The 17201-nt window shown below is 72.5% G+C and carries 13 protein-coding genes; 10 read left to right on the top strand and 3 right to left on the bottom strand.

Going from position 1 to position 17201, the window contains the following annotated elements; all coding sequences use genetic code 11:
* The first annotated feature begins 204 nt into the window (after positions 1-204).
* Genes AB0F40_RS24955 through AB0F40_RS24945 form a run of 3 tightly spaced genes read left to right on the top strand, consistent with a single transcriptional unit; the run spans position 205 to position 4470 of the window.
* Positions 205-1437, top strand: coding sequence for an FAD-binding oxidoreductase (locus AB0F40_RS24955; protein ID WP_357474237.1), 1233 nt, complete (start codon positions 205-207; stop codon positions 1435-1437).
* Positions 1438-1453: 16 nt separating this feature from the next.
* Positions 1454-2863 carry a VOC family protein gene (locus AB0F40_RS24950; RefSeq protein WP_357474234.1) on the top strand — a complete coding sequence of 470 codons (1410 nt, stop codon included), beginning with the start codon at positions 1454-1456 and terminating at the stop codon, positions 2861-2863.
* Positions 2860-4470 carry an aldehyde dehydrogenase family protein gene (locus tag AB0F40_RS24945; RefSeq protein ID WP_357474231.1) on the top strand — a complete coding sequence of 537 codons (1611 nt, stop codon included), beginning with the start codon at positions 2860-2862 and terminating at the stop codon, positions 4468-4470. The genes AB0F40_RS24950 and AB0F40_RS24945 overlap by 4 nt, the downstream gene beginning before the upstream one ends.
* Before the next feature lie 69 nt (positions 4471-4539).
* Here the strand turns inward: AB0F40_RS24945 and AB0F40_RS24940 are convergent, their stop codons facing one another.
* Complete coding sequence (locus tag AB0F40_RS24940) at positions 4540-5694, bottom strand: helix-turn-helix transcriptional regulator (RefSeq protein ID WP_357474228.1); 1155 nt, start codon at positions 5692-5694, stop codon at positions 4540-4542.
* Positions 5695-6032: 338 nt separating this feature from the next.
* Between AB0F40_RS24940 and AB0F40_RS24935 the strand changes: the two genes are divergently transcribed.
* From AB0F40_RS24935 to AB0F40_RS24915, 5 genes are read left to right on the top strand one after another with little or no spacing between them, the layout of a single operon-like run.
* Entirely contained in the window at positions 6033-7319 is a 1287-nt protein-coding gene (locus AB0F40_RS24935; RefSeq protein WP_357474225.1) for a hypothetical protein, read from the top strand.
* A 45-nt stretch (positions 7320-7364) separates the two neighbouring features.
* Positions 7365-8141: an ABC transporter ATP-binding protein gene (locus AB0F40_RS24930; RefSeq protein WP_357474223.1), complete on the top strand. Its 777-nt coding sequence runs from the start codon at positions 7365-7367 to the stop codon at positions 8139-8141.
* Positions 8138-8947 (top strand): ABC transporter permease, encoded by an 810-nt coding sequence (locus tag AB0F40_RS24925; RefSeq protein WP_357474220.1) that lies wholly within the window; start codon positions 8138-8140, stop codon positions 8945-8947. The genes AB0F40_RS24930 and AB0F40_RS24925 overlap by 4 nt, the downstream gene beginning before the upstream one ends.
* A 10-nt stretch (positions 8948-8957) precedes the next feature.
* Positions 8958-10157 (top strand): histidine kinase, encoded by a 1200-nt coding sequence (locus AB0F40_RS24920; RefSeq protein ID WP_357474217.1) that lies wholly within the window; start codon positions 8958-8960, stop codon positions 10155-10157.
* Positions 10154-10759 (top strand): response regulator transcription factor, encoded by a 606-nt coding sequence (locus AB0F40_RS24915; RefSeq protein WP_357474214.1) that lies wholly within the window; start codon positions 10154-10156, stop codon positions 10757-10759. Before AB0F40_RS24920 ends, AB0F40_RS24915 begins: the two co-directional genes overlap by 4 nt.
* 22 nt (positions 10760-10781) lie before the next feature.
* Here the strand turns inward: AB0F40_RS24915 and AB0F40_RS24910 are convergent, their stop codons facing one another.
* Positions 10782-12635: a protein kinase gene (locus AB0F40_RS24910; protein ID WP_357474211.1), complete on the bottom strand. Its 1854-nt coding sequence runs from the start codon at positions 12633-12635 to the stop codon at positions 10782-10784.
* Positions 12636-12870: 235 nt separating this feature from the next.
* Complete coding sequence (dusB, locus tag AB0F40_RS24905; protein ID WP_357474240.1) at positions 12871-14040, bottom strand: tRNA dihydrouridine synthase DusB; 1170 nt, start codon at positions 14038-14040, stop codon at positions 12871-12873.
* Between the two features lie 283 nt (positions 14041-14323).
* Between dusB and AB0F40_RS24900 the strand changes: the two genes are divergently transcribed.
* Positions 14324-15760: a basic amino acid/polyamine antiporter gene (locus tag AB0F40_RS24900; RefSeq protein ID WP_357474208.1), complete on the top strand. Its 1437-nt coding sequence runs from the start codon at positions 14324-14326 to the stop codon at positions 15758-15760.
* Positions 15761-15809: 49 nt separating this feature from the next.
* Positions 15810-17096, top strand: a complete 1287-nt coding sequence (locus tag AB0F40_RS24895) for an arginine deiminase (protein WP_357474205.1) — start codon at positions 15810-15812, stop codon at positions 17094-17096.
* Positions 17097-17201: the final 105 nt, after the last annotated feature.

The following is a 17201-nucleotide window of genomic DNA, read 5'->3' as shown; positions in this document are numbered from 1 at the left end:
CGCAACGCACGCGATACCGGAACACCACCACGAGTCATCCCACACCACCCCTAATCAATCTAGAGTGGTGCAACGACCCCCTGAGGCCGCCCTACTTCGGCAGGATCGGTGGGGGAGTGGTGGTTTCCTGCGGAGGTCCGTGGTTTCGCAGGAAGAGTTCCGGTGGGTGCCCGCATTCGCAGGAGTGCGTGGCAGGATGCGTGCATGACCTCAGCACGGCACCCCGCGGACCGGCGGGGCAGGCTCCCCGCGCGGGCTGAGGTGGTGGTGGTCGGCGGCGGCGCGATCGGCGCGTCGGTGGCATTCCACCTGGCCGAGGACGGCGTCGACGTCCTGCTCCTGGAGGCCGACGAGCTCGCGTCGGGCAGCTCGGGCAAGCCCATCGGCGGAGTGCGGGCCCAGTTCTCCGACCCGGCGAACGTCGACCTCGGCAACCGCAGCCTCGAGCTGTACGAGGACTTCGCGAACCGCCCCGGCGCCGACATCGGGCTGCAGCAGCCCGGTTACCTCTTCCTCCTGCCCGACGCCGACGACGTCGCCCTGTTCGAGCAGTCGGTGGCCATGCAGAACGAGCACGGGGTGGCGAGCCGCATGCTCAGCCCCGACGTCGTCCGCCGGCTCAACCCGTACGTCGACGTCGACCGCTACGCCGGGGCCGCCTACGCCGCACGCGACGGGTACGCCCACCCGCAGGCCGTCGTCGAGGGCTACGCGGCGGGCGTCGAGCGCCTCGGCGGGACGGTCCGCACGCACGTCACGGCCACGGACGTCGAGACGAGGGGCGACGGCGTCGTCGCGGTCTGGACGAACCAGGGCCGGGTGCGTACCGGTGCCGTCGTACTGTGTGCCGGGGCCTGGACCAGGGACGTGGCCGCCAAGGCGGGCCTCGACCTGCCCGTCGACCCGTACCGGCGGCAGATCGGCTTCACCCCTGCGCTGGACCCCGCGCCGCTGCGGATCCCGTTCACCATCGACTACGGCACCACGTTCTACTTCCACAACGCCGAGCCCGACGGCCTGCTGCTCGGCATCGCCGACCCCGCGACCCCCATCGCGTTCGAGCGCACCTACGACCCGGCCTGGCTGCCGCTGCTGCGCGGTGCGCTCGGGGCCTGCGCACCCGACCTGGTGGACGTGCCCGTCGCCCGCGGCTGGGCCGGTCTCTACGAGATGACGCCGGACCACAACGCGCTGATCGGCGAGGCCACCGGCGTGCCGGGGCGCGTGCTGTACGCAGCGGGCTTCTCCGGCCACGGGTTCCTGCAGGCGCCCGCCGTGGGCGAGGCCGTGCGCGACTTGTACGCGGGCCGCACACCACCGATCGACGTGTCCGGGTTCAGCGCGGACCGGTTCGCCGGACCCGCCACCGAGAAGACCACCACGAGCCCATCCACCACGAGCCCAGGGCGACGGGGCCCTGAGGCGAACATCATCTGACGAACAGGAGAGATCGATGTCGGCACCGACGTTCCTCGAGCCCTGGCAGCTGAGGGCAGCGTTCGCACGCAGCCTCTCGGACATGTACGGCAAGGAAGTACCCGCCTACACCACGCTGCTCGACGTGTCGCACGAGGTCAACGCCGACTTCGTGGCCCAGCACGGCGCGGAGGCCGAGCGGCTCGGCTCCATCGCGCGCGTCACCGCGGAGCGGCACGGCGCCATCCGGGTGGGCACGCCGACGGAGATGTCGCAGGTCGCCCGGATCTTCGGCGCGATGGGCATGTACCCGGTCGGGTTCTACGACCTGCGGGACGCCTCGTCCAGCTCGGTGCCCGTGATCTCGACGGCGTTCCGCCCGATCGAGCGCGCGGAGCTGGCCCGCAACCCGTTCCGGGTCTTCACGTCGATGCTCGTGCCGGCGGACCGCCGGTTCTTCACCGCGGACCTGGAGCGCCGCCTGGAGAACTTCCTCGGCGCCCGGACGCTGTTCGGCCCGGAGCTGCTGGCGCTCGCAGACCGCGCGGAGGCGGAGCGTGGCCTGCCCGAGAACCAGGCAGCCGAGTTCCTGCGCCTGGCGACCGAGGCGTTCGAGCTGTCCGCGGAACCGGTGGACCAGGCCTGGTACCGCGAGCTGGAGGCGGTCAGCGCCGTCGCGGCCGACATCGGGGGCATCGCCTCGACGCACATCAATCACCTCACACCGCGCGTGCTCGACATCGACGACCTGTACGCCCGCATGGAGGCCCGCGGGATCACCATGATCGACGCCGTCCAGGGCCCGCCGCGCTGGGAGGGGCCGGACGTGCTGCTGCGCCAGACGTCGTTCCGCGCCCTCGCCGAGCCGCGGACGTTCCGGACCGCCGACGGCGAGGTCGTGCACGACTCTCTCCGCGTGCGCTTCGGCGAGGTCGAAGCACGCGGTATCGCGCTCACCCGTGAGGGTCGGGCCGCGTACGACGCCGCGGTGCTCGAGATCGACGAGAAGGCCGCCGCGGCCCGCGCCGAGGACCCCGGCTTCACGGAGGCGCAGCGCCAGGAGATCGCTCGCGGCGTCTGGCAGAAGACCTTCCCGACGACCGAGGCGGAGCTCGCCGCCCAGGGCCTCGGCTGGTTCACCTACGAGGTGGGCTCGGGTGGCTCTGACGTCGTCCGCGAACCCGTCGTCTACGAGGACTTCCTGCCCCGCTCGGCGGCCGGCATCTTCCAGTCCAACCTGACCTCCGACGGCGCCAAGGACGCCAGCCAGGAGGGCACCGACCGCGACGCCGACTGGATGGCCGGCGCGCTCGGCCGCCCGCTGAACGACCCCTTCGACCTGTACGCCGACCAGGTGGCCAGGTCGCTCGCCGGAGCCGCCGAGACCCTCGGTGTCGACCCGGCCACCCTCACCACGCCCAACCGCACAACGGGAGCATCGCGATGACCAGCACCACCACCCACACCCCGCTGACGACCGAGCTGGGCGACGCCGCCCGGGCCGCACTGGAGCGGCTGGGTGCCACGGCCCCGGTGGTCGAGCCTGTCGAGACCTCTGGCGGGGTCTCGACAAGCTCGACCGACGGTGGCTCGACCGGCGGTGGCTCGACCGACGGTGTTCTTCCCGTCGTCTCGCCGTTGTCCGGTCAGCCGCTGCTGCACCTGCGCCGCGACGGCGCCGCCGAGGCAGCCACCGCCGTCGGCCAGGCCGCCGACGCGTTCACGACGTGGCGCTCCGTACCCGCCCCGGTGCGCGGCCAGGTCGTCAAGCGCCTGGGCGAGCTGCTCACCGAGCACAAGGCCGACCTGGCGGAGCTCGTCACCCTCGAGGCGGGCAAGATCACGAGCGAGGCCCTGGGCGAGGTCCAGGAGATGATCGACATCTGCGACTACGCCGTCGGGCTGTCGCGGCAGGTCGGCGGGCGCACCATGCCGTCGGAGCGCCCGGGGCACCGCCTCATGGAGACGTGGCACCCGATGGGCGTCGTCGGCGTGATCAGCGCGTTCAACTTCCCGGTGGCCGTGTGGTCCTGGAACACGGCGGTCGCGCTCGTCTGCGGCGACACCGTGGTGTGGAAGCCGAGCGAGAAGACGCTCCTGTCCGCGGTCGGCGCCTCCGCGCTGCTGGACCGGGCGCTGTCCGAGGCCGGCTTCCCGGCCGGCGTCTCGCAGCTCCTCCTCGGTGACCGCGAGGCCGGTGAGGCCCTCGTGGCGGACCCGCGTGTCGCGCTCGTCTCCGCGACCGGCTCGGAGCGGATGGGCCAGCAGGTCGCGCCGGTCGTCGCGGCGCGTGGCGGCAGGTACCTGCTGGAGCTGGGCGGCAACAACGCGGCGGTCGTCGCGCCGTCGGCGGACCTCGACCTCGCCGTGCGGGGCGCGGTGTTCGCGGCCGCTGGCACGGCGGGCCAGCGCTGCACGTCGCTGCGCCGCCTCATCGTCCACGAGTCCATCGTGGACGACGTCGTCGCGCGGCTCGCGAAGGTCTACACCGGGCTGCCGGTCGGCGACCCCCGAACCGACGGCACCCTGGTCGGCCCGCTGGTCGACGGCGGCGCGCGCGACCGCATGCTCGCCTCGATCGACGAGGCGGTGGCGGCGGGCGGCGAGCTCGTGGTGGGCGGCACCGCGGTGACGGTACCCGGCGCCGAGGACGCGGCGTACGTCCAGCCGGCGATCGTGCGCATGCCGGAGCAGGCCGACGTCGTCAAGCGCGAGACGTTCGCCCCGATCCTGTACGTGCTGTCCTACTCGGAGCTGTCCGAGGCGATCGCTGTCCACAACGACGTGCCCCAGGGTCTGTCGTCGGCGATCTTCACGCTCGATGTGCGCGAGGCCGAGACGTTCATGTCGGAGGTCGGCTCGGACTGCGGCATCGTGAACGTCAACATCGGTACCTCCGGTGCGGAGATCGGTGGTGCGTTCGGTGGCGAGAAGTCCACGGGCGGTGGGCGCGAGTCCGGCTCGGACGCCTGGAAGCAGTACATGCGCCGCGCCACGAACACGGTGAACTACTCGACCGAGCTGCCGCTGGCGCAGGGCGTCAACTTCGGCTGAGCCGCCCGTCGTCGGTCGAGCTTGTCGAGACCCTTCAGAGGCCTCGACAAGCTCGACCGACGAAAGTGGTCAGGAGAGGCCTGCTCCGACCTTCGCCACCGAACCGGTCTCCGTGGTCGGCACGTCGGTGCTCGGGGCGTACTTGTTCACGGAGCTGACGGAGACCCCGACCCGCTCCGCGACCTCTTCGAGCGAGAGGTTCTGCTCCCACCGGAGGACGCGGATCTTGCTGATCTGCTGCGTGGTGAGCGTCGACGCCGAGCTGGTGACCGCGGGCGTCGTCCCGGTGTTGGCGAGCGTGTCCCAGTCCGCAGCCGGCTTCACGGGCGCGTACTTTCGCTCCAGCTGTACGCGCTCGGTCTCTCCGGTCAGGGCAGGCTCGGACCGGACCGGCGCGGGCGCGGCGGCCGGCTCCGGCTCGGGGCTGCCGGTCAGGGCCGGCTCGTCGCGCGCGGACCTGCCGGTCAGGGCCGGCTCGTCGCGCGCGGACCTGTCGGGCAGGGCCGGCTCGTCGCGCGCGGACCTGTCGTGCTCGCCGCCGTCGGTCACGGCCAGGCCGAGCTGGACGCCGGCCGGCAGGACGAGCTCGGGCAGGTTCACGCGGTTCAGCGCGTGGCCGGCCGTGGTCGCCGCGGGTGCCTCCGGGTCCGGCATCCACTCGCCGGCCAACGCCGCTGCCTCCTGGACGACGTCGCGGATCGTGCGCTCCGACTCCAGGTGCGGGCGGGTCACCTCCGCGGTGACACCGGCGGGCACGTGGCGGTGGACCCGGGTCACCGCTGCGTTCACGTCGGCGATGCGTGCGTCACGCTCGTCCTCAGGAGCGATCTGCGCGAGGCGGACCGCATCGAGCATGTCCAGCACGGCCGTCTCCCGGTCCGTCTCGATCTGGGCGAGCCGGTCGAGGTTGCGCGCGCTCGACGCCGACTGGAAGAACAGGTGTACCGCTACCGCTGCCAGGACGGGGGCGACGGCACGCGAGGCGGCGAAGATGCCCTCACCGAGCAGCCAGCCGTGCCAGGCGGCGAGTGCACCGGACAGGACGCCGACGACGATCGCGCCGCCGAGCCAGCGCCCGTGACCGGCAGGCGGGCGGCCGCTCTCGAGAGCCCGGTCGGCTCGGCGCCGTCCCTCCCAGGCCAGGCCGATCACCAGGGCCTCGTACGCGACACCGAGTGCGTAGCCGAGCTCGGGCCCCTCATAGGCGGCGATGGTGTGTGACATGCCGATGTAGGCCCAGGCCGAGAGCCCGAAGGCCCCCAGGAAGAAACCTGGGTTCCTGCGTATATCGGCGATGACCGCAGGAACGCGTCGACGGCGTTTCTCCGATGCCATGATGGGTGTATCCCTTTCCGTCGGTACGGGTGGGTGAGCGTGGGGCTGAGGGGGCGCCGTGGTCGGAGCCCGGCCGCAGACATGGTGCAAGGCTGATCCTGGACCATGTTGAGCCCTTTGTGCTCTTTACGCAGAAGATTGACCGCGGCGGATCTCGCCCCTAGGTTATCCACAGATGCCGTTGCTTGAAGCCGGTCGGTAGTGGTTCCTCATGAATTATGGACCACATGACGTGGACAACTGCCTCGATCTCACCCGGTCAGGCCGCCGCGGATCCCGCTGCCGGGCCGCTCGGACAACTGACCCTGCACGAACGTCTGGACCTCGCGGCCCGGCTGGAGAGCCGGCTCGTCGAGCACGTGCTGCGGCGCGCCAACGAGGACGCCGTCCGGCGCCAGTACGAGTACGTGGACGCACAGGTGACGGGCGTCGCCGACGTCGGCGGCCCCGGGCCGCGCGACGCGATGGTGCTGGACGGCGCCGTGGACATGCTGGTGCACGCCGGGCCCCGGGGCGTGGGCGGCTCCCTGGTCCACCGGCTCCTCGGAGACCTGCCACCCGGCGATGGCGACGGCACCGACCCCGCCGGTCTCGTCCTGGACGACGCCGAGCATGCGCTCCTCGAGGGGTGGCGCGACGGCGGAGTGCTCGGCTACTTCATCGTGACCGACCTGGTCGACGAGCACGCGGTGCTGCACAACCTCGAGGACGACCTCGAGTACTCGGTATACACGGGCTGCTCCGAGATCCGGTCCGAGGCGCTGGCCCGGGGCCTGGCGCTGTCCGGACGGATCCTGCCGGTCGGGGCGGCGTGGATCTTCGCGGACACCCCCCTCGTCTTCGCGCGGGGCACCATCGTCGACGTCGTGCGCGGCGTCGTCGCCCTGCTGACGTCCACGCCGTGCCCGGCCTACCGCAACCCCCGCACGCTGGCCCGTGCGCGGGAGCTGGTCGCGGACCACCACCGCGCGTTCCGGGACCTGTTCGGGGACGTGGTGGTGCTGGGTACCGCCTCGCACGTCATGGACTGCTACCTGCGGTTCAAGGACCGGATCGGCGCTCCGGCGGAGGAGTTCGTCCTGCTGTCCTCGCTCCGCGACGAGCGCTGGCTGCCCGACGACGCCGCCGACCCCGACGACGCAGCGTTCGCCCTGGTGCACCACCCCGTCAAGGGGCTGCGCCTGCTCGACTCGTACGCGCAGCTCCGCGAGGTGCACACCGCGCCGCTCGAGCCGTGGAAGGCCGAGCGGCTCGCACAGGTGCTCGCCGACCCGGATGTCCCCTCGTGGGTGCTGGGCCTGCTCGCCGAGCGTCATCCGGACCACCTGGACGAGCTGTACGGGGTGGTGCTGGACGAGCCCGGGTTCGTCTGGGCGCGGGACGGCGCGGAGGTCCTGCGCGACCGCGAGCCGGCGGCGGTCCGGGACGAGCCGGGGCTGGTCATGGCGTCGTCGATCATGGGGCGCGTGCCGCCGCCGGACGACGAGATGACGGATGTCATGCCGAACTCCTGACACCCGGCAGCGGAGCCGCCAGTGGCCCCGCAGCAGAGTGGAGCCATGACAACGACACGCAGCCCAGCCATCGAGGTGAAGGGCCTCGTCAAGGAGTTCCGCAGCTCCGACGGCGCCGTCCGCGCCGTCGACGGGCTCGACCTGACCGTCCGGCCCGGCGAGGTCGTGGCCTTCCTCGGCCCGAACGGCGCGGGCAAGACCACCACTCTTGACCTGGTGCTCGGCCTGACCGGGCCGACCTCCGGCACCGTCCGGGTCTTCGGCAAGAAGCCGGCCCGGGCCATCGCCGACGGCCAGGTGGCGGCCGCCCTGCAAGACGGCGGGCTCCTGCGCGACATCACCGTGCTCGAGACCGTCGAGCTGACCGCCGCGCTGTTCGGCCGGTCCGGCTCCGTGACCCCCTTCCTGGAGCGGGCGGGGATCGCCCAGATCGCCCGCCGCAAGGTCGGCAGGTGCTCCGGCGGCCAGCAGCAGCGCCTGCGGTTCGCCATGGCGCTCGTCTCCGAGCCAGACCTCCTCCTGCTCGACGAGCCCACCACCGGCATGGACGTCCAGGGGCGCCGCGACTTCTGGACCGCGATCCGGCACGACGCCGAGGCCGGCCGCACCGTCGTGTTCGCGACGCACTACCTCCAGGAGGCCGACGCCTACGCCGACCGGATAGTCCTGGTCAGTCACGGCCGTGTGGTCGCGGACGGCACCGTGGCCGAGGTCAAGGCCCTCGCCGGCTCCCACGACCTCGAGGACGTCTTCGTCGCCCTCACCGCGGACCGCGCCGCCGATCCGACCGACCGCACGACTGCCGAAGGAGCCAACCGATGACCGCCACGCCACTGCCCGGGGCGACCCGGCCGACGTCGGGCAGCGCCATCCGCTCCACCGCACGAGCCCGCGCGGTCCGCACCTACCTGCGGCTCGAGCTGCGCCGCATGCTGCGCGACCGGCGCACCCTGGTCTTCTCGCTCCTGGTCCCGCCCGCCGTCTTCCTGTGGGTCGGCGCCTCAGCCGAGCACCAGGTCACCGAGATCGGCCCCGGCACCAACCTCACGGCTTCGCTCCTGGTCTCCGTCGCGCTGTACGGCGCCCTGCTGACCGCGACGTCGGGCGGCGCGGGCGTCGCCGTGGAACGCGCGCAGGGCTGGACGCGGCAGCTGCGCCTGACGCCCCTGGAGCCCTGGACCTACGTGCTCGTCAAGGTGCTGGCCTCGATGGCGATCGGAGCCGCCTCCGTGCTCGTCACGTTCGCCGCCGGCTGGTTCGGCGGCGCGCAGATGCCCACCTCCGCCTGGGTGCTCTGTCCACTCATCGCCTGGTGCGGCTCGCTCGTCTTCTCCGCGTTCGGCCTGCTCATGGGGTACGTGCTACCCACCGAGAGCGTGCTCAAGTACCTCAACCTGATCCTGATAGGGCTGTCGTTCGCCGGCGGCCTGTTCCTACCCTTCAGCGACGGCACCCCGATGGCCACCATCTCCCAGGTGATGCCCACCTACGGCCTGGCCGAGCTCGCCCGCGCGCCGCTGGGCAGCGGGCCCGTCGAGATCGCCGCAGTGGTCAACGTGGTGGCCTGGGCAGCGATCTTCCTCACCGGAGCCGCCTGGCGGTTCCGCACGGACACGGCTCGGGTGTGAGGATGACCGCGTGACGACGCAACACGAACCCGCGGGCGGGCGGGCCGGGAACCGCGCGCCGAGACCTGCCTGGCTCGGCATGCTGCTCGCCGCGATCTGGATCGTCTTCCTCGCCGTACCGCTGCGGGAGGCAGCCGGCGCCGCGACCGTCCCGATGCGCGTGCTCGGCATCGTAGGCGTGGTGGGGCTCGCGGCGCTCTTCGCTAGCTCGTTCTTCCGGCACTGGGCGGGCAGCACGCCGACGCCGCGGACGACCACCCTGCTCGTCGCCGCCGAGCTCGCGTGCGTCGCCCTGACCACGCTCGCCGCCGGACAGCAGGGTCTGGCCGGCCTCGTGCTCGTCACCGCCACGGTGATGATGTTCGCGTCCCTGCGCGCCGGGCTCGCCGTCGTCACCGTGCTCGCGCTCGCCCTGCTGGCCCTGCCGCGCACGGTCCCCGGCTGGCGGCCCGAGGACGGTCTGGTGCTGACCGCGCTGCTCGCCGGCGCCGCCATGTTCGCCTTCCGGCGGGCGACCGAGCGCAACCGCACGCTGCACCGGGCGCAGGAAGAGATCGCGGCGCTCGCCGTCGCCCAGGAGCGCGACCGGATCTCCCGCGACATGCACGACATCCTCGGTCACTCCCTGACCGTCGTCTCCGTGAAGGGGGAGCTCGCCGCCCGTCTGCTGCGCAGCGGACCGACACCCGACGGCGCCGCCGCGCTCCCGCCCGGGATCGAGCGAGCCGAGGCCGAGCTCACCGAGATCCAGGCGCTCGTCCGCTCGGCGCTCGCGGACATGCGGGGCATGGTGGCCGACGAGCGCCAGGTCACCCTCACGGGTGAGCTCGCGGCCGCACGCTCGGCCTTCGACGCCGCAGGGATCACCGCCGACCTGCCCGGCGCGGTGGACGAGGTCGCCGAGAGATACCGCGACGTGTTCGCCTGGGCGCTGCGCGAGGGCACCACCAACGTGCTGCGGCACGCCGCCGCGCGGCGCGCGGTGATCACCCTGGCGCCAGAGGCTCTGGTCATCGACGACGACGGGCGCGGCCTCGGTGCCGGCGAGCAGCCGGCGCCGGGCGGCGGCAACGGACTGACGGGCCTCACCGAGCGGGCCAGTGGCGTCGGCCTGGTCGTCGAGACGGGAACCAGCCCGCTGGGTGGCCTGCGCCTTGCGGTGCACGCACCCGGGTCCGCGGTACCCGGCCCTGAAAGGGGATCCGCATGATCAGGCTGCTGCTGGCCGATGACCAGGCCCTCGTGCGCGGCGCGCTCGCCGCCCTGCTCGACCTCGAGGCGGACCTGGAGGTCGTCGCGCAGGTGGGACGGGGCGACGAGGTCGTCGACGCCGCCCGGGGGACGAAGGCCGACGTCGCCCTGCTCGACGTCGAGATGCCGGGCCTGGACGGGATCGCCACGGCCGCCGCGCTCGCCGCGGAGCTGCCCGGCTGCCGCTCGCTGATCGTGACCACGTTCGGGCGCCCTGGCTACCTCCGGCGCGCCCTGGACGCGGGAGCCGGCGGGTTCGTGGTCAAGGACACGCCCTCCGGGCAGCTCGCCGACGCCGTGCGCCGCGTGCACTCGGGGCTGCGCGTCGTCGACCCCGAGCTGGCGGTCGCGTCGCTCATGGTGGGCGACAGCCCGCTCACCGAGCAGGAGTCCCGCGTGCTGGCGCTCGCGGCCGACGGCGGCACCGTCGCACAGGTCGCGGGCGAGGCCCACCTGTCGGAGGGCACAGTGCGCAACTACCTGTCCTCCGCCATGGGCAAGACGGGCGCTCGCACGAGGGCCGAGGCGGTGCAGATCGCCCGCGAGAACGGCTGGTTGTGAGAGCGCGGCCGCGACGGGCAGGTCAACCCGCCGGGACCCACTTGTCCGGCAGGGTGAACGTGGTGCTGAACTCGGCGGAACGATAGCCCGCCCGCTTTGCCTGCACCGTCACGGTCACCCGGTGACTGCGACGGCCGTCGTGGATCCAGACGCGCGGGCTGCCGGGCATGTACTCCGCCGGCTCGATGGCCTCGCCGTTGTCGACGTCGACCCAGGTCCACGTGTAGGTGACGGCCGGGTCCTGATCGACCTCGCAGAGCGCGAACCAGCCGCCGTACTTCTTGCCCGGGCTCAGGGTGGTGGAGCAGCTCGGCTGCTCCACCAACGGCTGCGGCACGGTGTCGGTGGCGTCGGAGAGCACCGTGGCCTTGGCGTACCCGGACCGGGCAGCGGTGAGCCTGGCCTGGACGGCCTTGCCCACGTCGTCGAGCGTGACCGTGTAGGTGCACGACCCGAGGTTGTCCCGCTCCTCGCCGCCGATGCTCCACAGGCACGTGGTGCCGGCCGGCTGCGGCGTCCAGCCGGTCACCTTCGCGGTGATCTTCTGGCCTACCTGGACCTCCGTCGGGATCGTCACGGTGCCCCGCTGGAACCGAGCAGGGGCCGCGTCCTGCTCACCGGTGGCTGTGGCGCCCTCGTCGACGGGCGTGGCGGACGGAGAGCTCTCGGGCGTCGCCTTCGGCTTCCTCGGCTTCTTCGGGGTCGGGCTGGGACTGGGGTCTCCGGACGGCGCGGTCGACGCCGACACCTCGGCCCGGGGCGCGGTGACCGCTGGCGTGTCGCCGGGACCCAGGAAGTGCACGACGGCCGCAGCGCCGCCACCGCCGACCAGCACCAGACCTGCCGCGACCAGACCGGTCAGGACTCTGCGACGCGCACGGTCCGGCGGTGCGGGCGCTTGTGGGCGGCCCGGCACGGTCGTCGCGGCGGACGACGTCCCGGCGCGCAGCACCGTGTCGTCGTCGGGCACGCCGGGGCCCGTCCGGTCGTCGTCCACGGGCCCGACGGGCCCGGCGAACCCGAGGGACTCGGCGGGCGGCGGGCCGGAGAGCGCCGCGAGCACCCCCGACGCCGTCGGACGCCGGGCGGGGTCCTTGGCGAGGCAGGCACCGACCAGGCGGCGCAGGCCGGGCGGCAGGGCGTCGAGGTTGGGCGTCTCGTGCACGATCCGGTAGGTGACCGTCGCGAGGCTGCCCGTCCCGAACGGCGGGGTGCCGGCCGCCGCGAGGTGGGCGACGGCGCCGAGCGACCACACGTCGGTGGCGGCAGTGACGGCCTCGCCCCGGGCCTGCTCGGGCGACATGAACTGCGGCGTCCCCGGCTGCATGCCCGTGGTGGTCAACGACGTGGCATCCGACTCGAAGACGATGCCCATGTCGATCAGCACCGGACCGTCGGGGCCGAGCAGCACGTTGGCGGGCTTGACGTCGCGGTGGACCAGCCCATCGCGATGGATCGCGTCGAGGGCCTCGGCGAGGCCGGTGACGAGCTCGCGGACCGCCTCCTCGGGCAGGCTCCCCACCTCGGCGATGGCCTGCGCCAGGGTGGGCCCTGGCACGTACTCGGTCGCGAGCCAGGGCCTGGGCGCATCGACGTCGAAGTCGACGACGGCCGCCGTGCCGCGGCTGCGCACCTTCGTCGCGGCCGCCACCTCGCGGCGGAAGCGGGCCCGGAACTCGCCGTCGCCGGTGCGTTCCGGGTGGATGACCTTGATCGCGAGCAGCCGGCCGCTCCGGGTGGCCCCGAGATACACCACGCCCATGCCGCCCTGACCCAGCCGGCCGCGGATCTCGTAGCCGCCGAGCTCCGGAGGGTCGTCGGCGGTGGGCGGCGTGGGCTCAGGCGCGCGGACGCGGCGCGTCACGTCGGACAGCACGGGGGACTCCCTCGGGTCGGGTGTGCTCGCTCGGGAACGTCGGCGGGTCGCCTCGCTCGCCGGACGGCGAAAGGAGCGTATCGGAACTGGGCCCGGCGTTCGGGTACCTTTCGGTCCTCGGCCCGTACCTGCGCTGCACCCTTCGTCAGCCGACCTGCCTTCGTGGCGGCTTCCTCGTGTTCCGCTCCGGGCACGTGCCTCGTTCCTCGGCCCGTACCCTGCGCTGCACCCTTCGTCAGCCGCCGCTGACGCTCAGCTCAGCCTCGCGCAGCTTGGCCTCGAACTCCTCCGAGAGATCCCGGGAGTCGAGCCAGCCGTACGGCAGGTGCGGCGTCTTGGGCGAACCGGCGCGGCCGCGCGGCCCCTCGGCGTCCTCCCCGGGGTACGGGGCGTCCAGGTCGAGGGCGTCGAGCCGCTCCCGCAGCTCCGCCAGGGTGTCGACGAGCGCCAGCTCGTGCCGCTTCTCGCCGCCGACCGCGTAGCCCTTGAGGTACCAGGCCATGTGCTTGCGCAGGTCACGCATGCCCTTGCCCTCGTCGCCGTCGAAGTAGTCGATCATCAGCTGACCGTGCCGGTAGATCGTGTCGGCGACCTCGCGCAGGCCCGGCCGGACCCGCAGGTCGGAGCCGTTGAAGGCGGCCGCGAGGTCCGCGAACAGCCAGGGGCGGCCCTGGCAGCCCCTGCCGACCACGACGCCGTCGGCCCCGGTCTGCTCGACCATGCGCAGGGCGTCCTCAGCGGACCAGATGTCGCCGTTGCCGAGCACGGGGACGCTGTGCACCGCCTCCTTGAGGCGCGCGATGGCCTCCCACTCGGCCTCGCCCGAGTAGTGCTGCGCGGCCGTGCGGGCGTGCAGGGCGACCGCGGCGGCGCCGAGCGACTCCGCGATCCGGCCCGCCTCGAGGTAGGTCAGGTGGTCGTCGTCGATGCCCTTGCGCATCTTGACGGTGACCGGCACGCCGTACGGCTCGGCGGCCTCCACCGCGGCCCGCACGATGTCGGTGAACAGCTGCCGCTTCCACGGCAGCGCCGCACCGCCGCCCTTGCGCGTCACCTTGGGCACGGGGCAGCCGAAGTTGAGGTCGACGTGGTCGGCCCGGTCCTCGCCCGCGATGATCTTCACGGCGGCTCCGACTGTCGCCGGGTCCACCCCGTACACCTGGACGGAGCGCGGCGTCTCGTCCGCGCCGAACGTCACGATCCGCAGCGCCTCGACGTTGCGCTCCACCAGCGCACGGCTCGTGACCATCTCGGCGACGTACAGGCCGGGGTCGAAGCCGCCCGACCGGCCGGCCTCCCGGCACAGCGTGCGGAACGCGGTGTTGGTCACCCCGGCCATGGGGGCGAGCACGACCGGCGTGCGCACCGTGAGCGGCCCGATCTGCAGGGGCTTGAGCGCAGGGATGCCCGACGCCGGGCGGGCCGTCGCGGGCGTCGGGAGGGCGGTGTCGAGGGCGGAGGTCACCGCCCCATTGTTCCATCTGTGCGGCCGGGCACGGCGGGGTGTGGCGACGTTCACGCCGTCGGGAGCTCGGTCGACGCCGGTCGACGCCGGCCGGGACCTGTCCCGCCACATCTTTTGCCGACCGGATACGCCCGTGTATCTAATGGCGTTGCCGGAGCATCGAGGGGCGCGAGGCCACCGGACACGTGGACCGGAAACATCCGACCGCCATGGGGGTCTCGCGATGCAGGCTGGTGAACGGGCGCAGCAAGGCACGGCGAAGCTCAGCGTGGGCACGCTCACGGCGATGGTCGTCGGCTCGATGGTGGGCGCGGGGGTGTTCTCGCTCCCGAGCCGGTTCGCGGGCGAGACCGGGGTGCTCGGCGCGCTGATCTCCTGGCTCGTGGCGGGCACCGGCATGCTGATGCTGGCCTTCGTGTTCCAGCGGCTCGCCATGCGCAAGCCCGACCTCGACTCGGGTGTCTACGCCTATGCGAAAGCGGGTTTCGGCGAGTATCTCGGCTTCTTCTCGGCGTTCGGGTACTGGGCCAGCGCGTGCGTCGGCAACGTCACCTACTGGATCCTCATCATGTCGACGGTGGGCGCGGTGCTGCCCGCCCTGGGGGAGGGCGACACGCTCGTCTCGTTCGTCGCGTCGACGGCGTGCGTGTGGCTGTTCTACCTGCTCGTCCGCCGTGGTGTGAAGGAGGCGGCGACGATCAACCGCATCGTCACCGTCGCCAAGGTGCTGCCGATCATCGCTTTCGTGCTGATCGCGGTCTTCCTGCTGGACGTGCAGGTGCTGATGGACAATTTCGAGGGCTACGGGATCACCGGCCCGCTGTTCGAGCAGGTGCGGGGCACCATGCTCGCCACGGTCTTCGTCTTTCTCGGCGTCGAGGGGGCGAGCGTCTACTCGCGCCACGCACGGCGCAGGGAGGACGTCGGCCGGGCCACCGTCCTCGGGTTCCTGATGGTGCTCGCGATCTTCGCCTCGGTCACCATCGTGTCCTACGGCATCCTGCCGATGGAGGAGCTCGCCGAGCTGCGCCAGCCGTCGATGGCGGGCGTGCTCGAGGCGGCCGTGGGTGGCTGGGGCGCGGCGTTCGTGAGCGTCGGCCTCATCGTCTCGGTGCTCGGCGCGTACCTCGCCTGGACCCTCATGTCCTCCGAGGTGCTGTACGTCGCGGCCAAGGACGGCGACATGCCGCGCTTCCTCGCCCGGTCGGACGCCAACGACGTGCCCCGGTCGGCGCTCCTGCTGACGACGATCCTGATCCAGGTGATGCTCCTCGTCACGCTGGTGTCCGACGACGCGTTCACGTTCGCCCTGGACCTGACGAGCGCGCTCTCGCTCATCCCGTTCCTGCTCGCCGCCGGGTACGCGCTCAAGCTGGCAGCGGGACGCGGCGGACCGGCGCACGGCAGCCCGACGGCGCGCGACCTCGTCATCGCGGTGGCCGCCGTGCTCTACACCGCGTTCCTGCTGTTCGCCGCAGGGCTGACGTTCGTGCTGCTGTCGTTCGTGATCTACGCCCCGGCGACGATCCTCTTCGCCATGACCCGGCGCGAGCAGGGCAGGCGGGTGTTCAGCAGGCGTGAGCTGGTGATCTTCGTCGTGTCCGTGATCGGCGGGCTGGCCGGCGTCGTCGCGCTCGCCACGGGCGCGATCTCCATCTGACCCGGCCGCGACGCCCTGCGGCCGGCACCCACCGGGAGGAAGGCACACCATGACCATCCAGAGCGGCGACACACCACTACCCTCGGCGGCCTACGGGGTCCACTCCGAGGTGGGACATCTCCGCAAGGTGCTCGTCTGCCGGCCGGGGCTCGCCCACCGGCGGCTCACCCCCACGACCTCGGACGACCTGCTCTTCGACGACGTGCTCTGGGTGGACAGGGCGATCGAGCACCACGCCGGGTTCGTGGCAGACCTGCGGTCGCGCGGGGTCGACGTCGTCGAGCTGCACGACGTGCTCGCCGAGACGGTGCAGGTGCCGGGGGCGCGCGACTGGTTGCTGGACCGCAAGATCGTCCCGGGGATCGTCGGGACGGGGCTGATCGACCCGACCCGCGAGTTCCTCGAGGGCCTGGTTCCCGCCCAGCTCGCGGAGTACCTGATCGGCGGGCTGGCCACCCACGACGTGCCGGACCTGCCTGCGGCGTACCGGTCGCTGGCCGAGTACACGGCCGACTCGCGCGAGTACCTCATGGCCCCTGTGCCGAACACCCTGTTCACGCGCGACACGACCTGCTGGCTGTACGGCGGGGTGACGCTCAACCCGCTGTACTGGCCGGCGCGGCACGACGAGACGCTGCTGATGAAGGCCGTCTACGAGTTCCACCCCGACTTCGTCGGCTCGACGGTCTGGTGGGGAGACCCGGAGACCGACCACCAACGGGCCACGCTCGAGGGCGGCGACGTGATGCCCGTCGGCAACGGCACGGTGCTGGTAGGGATGAGCGAGCGCACGTCCCGGCAGGCGATCACGCAGGTCGCTGAGGCGCTGTTCGAGCGAGGCGCCGCCGAGCGGGTGATCGTCGCCGGCATGCCCAAGCTGCGCGCGGCCATGCACCTGGACACGGTCATGACGTTCGCCGACGTCGACACGGTCACCGTCTACCCGCGCATCGTGGGGGCCATCCACCCGTTCGTGCTGCGGCCGGGCTCCCCATCGACAGGGTCAGGGCGGCGCGCCGGCGGTCTCTCCGTCGTCGACGAGGGCAGCGCGACGTTCCTGGAGGTCGTGGCCAGGGAGACCGGCCTCGGGGCGTTGCAGGTGATCGAGACCGGCGGCGACGTCTACGAGTCGGAGCGCCAGCAGTGGGACAGCGGCAACAACGCCGTCGCGGTCGAGCCGGGCGTGGTGTTCACCTACGACCGCAACACCACCACGAACGACCTGCTCCGCAAGGCCGGTATCGAGGTGATCGAGATCAACGGCGCGGAGCTCGGCCGTGGGCGAGGTGGTGGGCATTGCATGACGTGCCCGATCATCCGCGACCCGGCAACCTGACGTCGCTCCCACCTCGGTGGGGGGGGGGGGGGGTGTGGGCTCGAGGCGAGACGCGCCCACCGCACACGCCCCCCCCCACCCCCCACCGCGACCCCCACCCCCCGC

Origin of the sequence: Promicromonospora sp. NPDC023987, assembly GCF_040639055.1 — a bacterium.
Classification (GTDB): Bacteria; Actinomycetota; Actinomycetes; order Actinomycetales; family Cellulomonadaceae; genus Promicromonospora.
The sequence above is the reverse complement of the archived record's forward strand: the minus strand, read 5'-3'. Positions and strand labels throughout refer to the sequence as shown.

Excerpts from the sequence above, each read along its gene's own strand:
- AB0F40_RS24955 (WP_357474237.1), top strand. The coding sequence starts at position 205 with ATGACCTCAGCACGGCACCCCGCGGACCGGCGGGGCAGGCTCCCCGCG.
- AB0F40_RS24950 (WP_357474234.1), top strand. The coding sequence starts at position 1,454 with ATGTCGGCACCGACGTTCCTCGAGCCCTGGCAGCTGAGGGCAGCGTTC.
- AB0F40_RS24945 (WP_357474231.1), top strand. The coding sequence starts at position 2,860 with ATGACCAGCACCACCACCCACACCCCGCTGACGACCGAGCTGGGCGAC.
- AB0F40_RS24940 (WP_357474228.1), bottom strand. The coding sequence starts at position 5,694 with ATGTCACACACCATCGCCGCCTATGAGGGGCCCGAGCTCGGCTACGCA.
- AB0F40_RS24935 (WP_357474225.1), top strand. The coding sequence starts at position 6,033 with ATGACGTGGACAACTGCCTCGATCTCACCCGGTCAGGCCGCCGCGGAT.
- AB0F40_RS24930 (WP_357474223.1), top strand. The coding sequence starts at position 7,365 with ATGACAACGACACGCAGCCCAGCCATCGAGGTGAAGGGCCTCGTCAAG.
- AB0F40_RS24925 (WP_357474220.1), top strand. The coding sequence starts at position 8,138 with ATGACCGCCACGCCACTGCCCGGGGCGACCCGGCCGACGTCGGGCAGC.
- AB0F40_RS24915 (WP_357474214.1), top strand. The coding sequence starts at position 10,154 with ATGATCAGGCTGCTGCTGGCCGATGACCAGGCCCTCGTGCGCGGCGCG.
- AB0F40_RS24900 (WP_357474208.1), top strand. The coding sequence starts at position 14,324 with ATGCAGGCTGGTGAACGGGCGCAGCAAGGCACGGCGAAGCTCAGCGTG.
- AB0F40_RS24895 (WP_357474205.1), top strand. The coding sequence starts at position 15,810 with ATGACCATCCAGAGCGGCGACACACCACTACCCTCGGCGGCCTACGGG.